Here is a 3959-nt window from a genome sequence, read left to right as displayed (position 1 = left end):
AATCAGCCCAGCAATTGAAACACGTGGCGCTCATCCGCTATATCGTGCGCCTAGTGAGGGAAGTCATACCTCTGAAGGTTCCCCACATCCTGTCTCGATTTTATAAAGCAAAACAAAGCCTGATAGATATGGGGTCTAAGAACTAGCAAAGCATCCATTTCGATAAAATAGATGCTTTTGTCTCAAGATCTTGAAAAACTACTTATCGAATTAGAAACGATAAAGCAGTTCAGCGCTGACGCTTGAATCGATAAAGAAAGTATCATCCTCAAATAAGGCATATTCAAGGCGAATGGCTGTGTCCTGGCTGAAGAACCATCCTGCGTTAAGGCTATAAACCAGCTCTTTGGAAGCTGGGCCATGACTCAACTTTGTGGATGTATACGTGAGACCAACATCGATAGCCTTCGTCGGAAAGTAGGTCACACCTAAACCAAGTTGAGTCTCTTCTAAAGGATTTGTATCTAAGTTTCGAACGGTATTGTTCACAACCGACAAATCTATCTCATCGTGCTCTATTTCAAGATAAAGCGCTGACAGTTCAATAAATTGACCCAAATCAGCAAGCTCAAACAATGCATCGACGGTTAAACCATAGGTATCACGAACTGCATCATTATAAATCAATGATGCGATCATGTGTTCTGATGCATAAACACCTAGCTCAAACTCCGTCATGCTATCGCTATTGGTGAACGTAGTCCCATCTCTAAAACCAAGCTCTGCGTCATCACTAAACACATGATTTACCGATAACCAAAGTGGAATACTCTCATGCGTGATAGTGCCACCAAGGCCAGTGCGATCATTATCTACTGTTTCTAAAATACGACCACCTCTAACTTGAGCAAGGTCGGAGTATTCGAGCTGCGTATGATAAGCAAATACNCTTGAGACTTGTTGATATTTCGCTGCCAAGGCAAGTGGCTTGCTTCCATCAAGCATGATCGGATCTAAATATGCCGTCGCGCTTAAGCCTAAGAACTTACCTGATCCTGAATTGTCTTGAGAGATACTCGCTCCCGCTCCATATACAGCAAATTGATAAGAATTTTCTGCCAAGGTCATGGTAGAAAAACAAAGCGATAGAAAAACAAATGAGACGACTCTGCTCATTAACAGTACTTCCTTGATTTATTGTTATGCACAAAAAAGCCCCGTTGTTTCCAACAGGGCTTTTAGCTAAAAGAACTAAGGCTTACTTAGCTTCTTTCTTAGCCTTTTCTTCAGCAATTACTTCTTCTGCCACGTTCATTGGGCAAGGTGCGTAGTGAGAGAACTCCATTGAGAACTGACCACGACCAGAAGTAATAGTACGTAGGTGACCGATGTAACCGAACATCTCTGAAAGAGGAACGTCCGCTTTAACACGTACACCAGTATTACCAGCTTCTTGGTCCTTGATCATGCCACGACGACGGTTCAAGTCACCGATAACATCACCAACGTGATCGTCTGGAGTAAACACGTCTACTTTCATCACTGGCTCAAGAAGTTGAGGACCAGCTTTTGGCATTGACTGACGGAATGCACCTTTTGCTGCAATCTCAAATGCTACTGCTGATGAGTCAACTGCGTGGTAAGCACCATCGTATAGTTCAACTTCAACGTCCAATACAGGGAAGCCTGCAAGTGGACCAGTTTCCATCATACCTTGGAAACCTTTCTCGATTGCTGGGAAGAATTCCTTAGGAACGTTACCACCAACAACTGTTGAAGTGAAAGTAAGACCAGTGTTTTGCTCACCTGGCTTGATGCGGTAGTCGATCTTACCGAACTGACCAGAACCACCAGACTGCTTCTTGTGCGTATAGCTGTCTTCGATTGCTTGCGTGATAGTCTCACGGTATGCAACCTGTGGCTGACCTACTTCTAGCTCAACACCGAAAGTACGCTTCAAGATATCTACTTTGATATCTAGGTGAAGCTCACCCATACCTTTAAGGATGGTTTCGCCTGAATCTTCGTCAGTTTCAACGATGAACGTTGGATCTTCTGCAACCATCTTACCGATAGCAACACCCATTTTCTCAGTTGAACCTTTGTCTTTTGGCTTAACTGCGATCGAGATAACTGGATCAGGGAATACCATCGCTTCAAGTGTACATTCATGCTTAGTATCACAAAGCGTGTGACCTGTTTGTACGTTCTTCATACCAACAACAGCGATGATGTCACCCGCTTGTGCTGAATCAAGTTCAATACGCTCATCCGCTTCCATTTCACACATACGACCAATACGCTCAGTCTTACCTGTGAATGAGTTAAGGATGGTGTCACCCTTGTTCAACTTACCAGAGTAAATACGGATAAACGTTAGTGCGCCGAAACGGTCGTCCATGATCTTGAACGCCAATGCGCGGAATGGCTCGTCAACAGATACTGTTGCAACTTCACCAGTAGGCTCGCCGTGCTCATCAGTAAGAGGCTGAGCTGGAACTTCTGTTGGAGAAGGCAAGTAATCAACAACAGCGTCAAGTACAAGCTGAATACCTTTGTTCTTAAATGCAGAACCACAGTAAGTTGGGAAGAACGCAAGCTCGTTAGTACCTTTACGGATACACGCTTTAAGTTGCTCATCAGTTGGCATTTCGCCATCCATGTAAGCCATCATCAAGTCGTCGTCCATTTCTACAGCAGTTTCAACCATCTGCTCGTAGTACATGTCTACGTCTTCAACCATGTCTGCTGGTACATCTTCAACTTTGTAGTTTTCAGGGAGACCAGAGTCATCCCAGATGTATGCTTTCTTAGACATGATGTCTACAACACCTGTAAAGGTGTCTTCACGACCAATTGGAAGCGTCATAACAAGAGGCTTCGCGCCAAGTGTGTTTTCTACTTGGTCAACAACTTTCAAGAAGTCAGCACCAACACGGTCTAGTTTGTTAACGAAGATCAAACGTGCAACGCCTGATTCATCCGCATAACGCCAGTTAGTTTCTGATTGAGGCTCAACACCGCCCGAACCACAGAATACGCCGATACCACCATCAAGTACTTTCAAAGAACGGTATACTTCAACTGTGAAGTCAACGTGTCCAGGAGTATCGATGATGTTCATACGGTGATCTTTCCAGAATGCTGTGATCGCCGCTGATTGAATAGTAATACCACGCTCTGCTTCCTGATCCATGAAGTCAGTTGTAGATTCACCATCGTGTACTTCACCAGTTTTGTGGATCTTACCGGTGAGTTTCAAAATACGTTCTGTTGTAGTGGTTTTACCCGCATCAACGTGCGCGAAAATACCTATGTTTCTGTACTTGCTTAAGTCTGTCATCGTCTTACTCGAAGTTCGGGGTGAAAAAAATCGCGCGAAGTATACAGTATTTGAGGTAAATAAAAGAGTTAAAATCGTAAATTTTAGTGTCCAAGCCGAACTTTTTAAAAATATGCCGAAAAACCCACTACAAAATAGGCCACCATTTAAGATTCATATGCCCTAGACCTTGGCCCTCATGCCGCCCTACACTATGGAAAACTGCACAAAATAAGAGAGTAAGTTTTGACTAACAGAAAGATTGCTTGGGTCGCTGGCGCCAGCGGCTTAATTGGACGAAGTCTCGTACAACAGCTCTGTGAAGATAAACAATACGAAGAAGTCTATGCCTTTGTTCGATCACAAAACTCATCAGATTATCAGCATCAGAAACTCAGCTACTTTATTTGTGATTGGAACAAGCTTCTTCAGAATCCAAGCTCTTTCGAAGCACCAAGTCGTGAGGTATCGGACTTATTTTGCGCCTTGGGCTCAACCAAAAAGAAAACGCCAAATGCTATGGAATATGTGCGTATTGATGTGGAGTATCCTGAAGCTTTCGCGAAACTAGGTAAACAGCATGACGCTGGTTTCTACGGGCTTGTCTCTGCAAATGGCGCAGACGGAAAAATGCCATCCACTTATCTCAGCATGAAAAAAGATGTCGAACACAGAATCAAACATTGCGACTATGCAC

Annotated in this window: 2 protein-coding genes; one reads left to right on the top strand and one right to left on the bottom strand. The window is 43.7% G+C overall.

From position 1 onward, the window contains the following. Positions 1-1198: 1198 nt before the first annotated feature. Complete coding sequence (fusA, locus tag A3762_RS06600; RefSeq protein ID WP_068476402.1) at positions 1199-3283, bottom strand: elongation factor G; 2085 nt, start codon at positions 3281-3283, stop codon at positions 1199-1201. Positions 3284-3508: 225 nt separating this feature from the next. Between fusA and A3762_RS06595 the strand changes: the two genes are divergently transcribed. After that, on the top strand, positions 3509-3959 hold a 451-nt coding region (locus A3762_RS06595), incomplete at its 3' end, for a hypothetical protein (protein ID WP_197469091.1).

It is taken from the genome of Oleiphilus sp. HI0125, from assembly GCF_001635355.1.
This window is presented reverse-complemented; position numbering and strand designations above follow the sequence as displayed.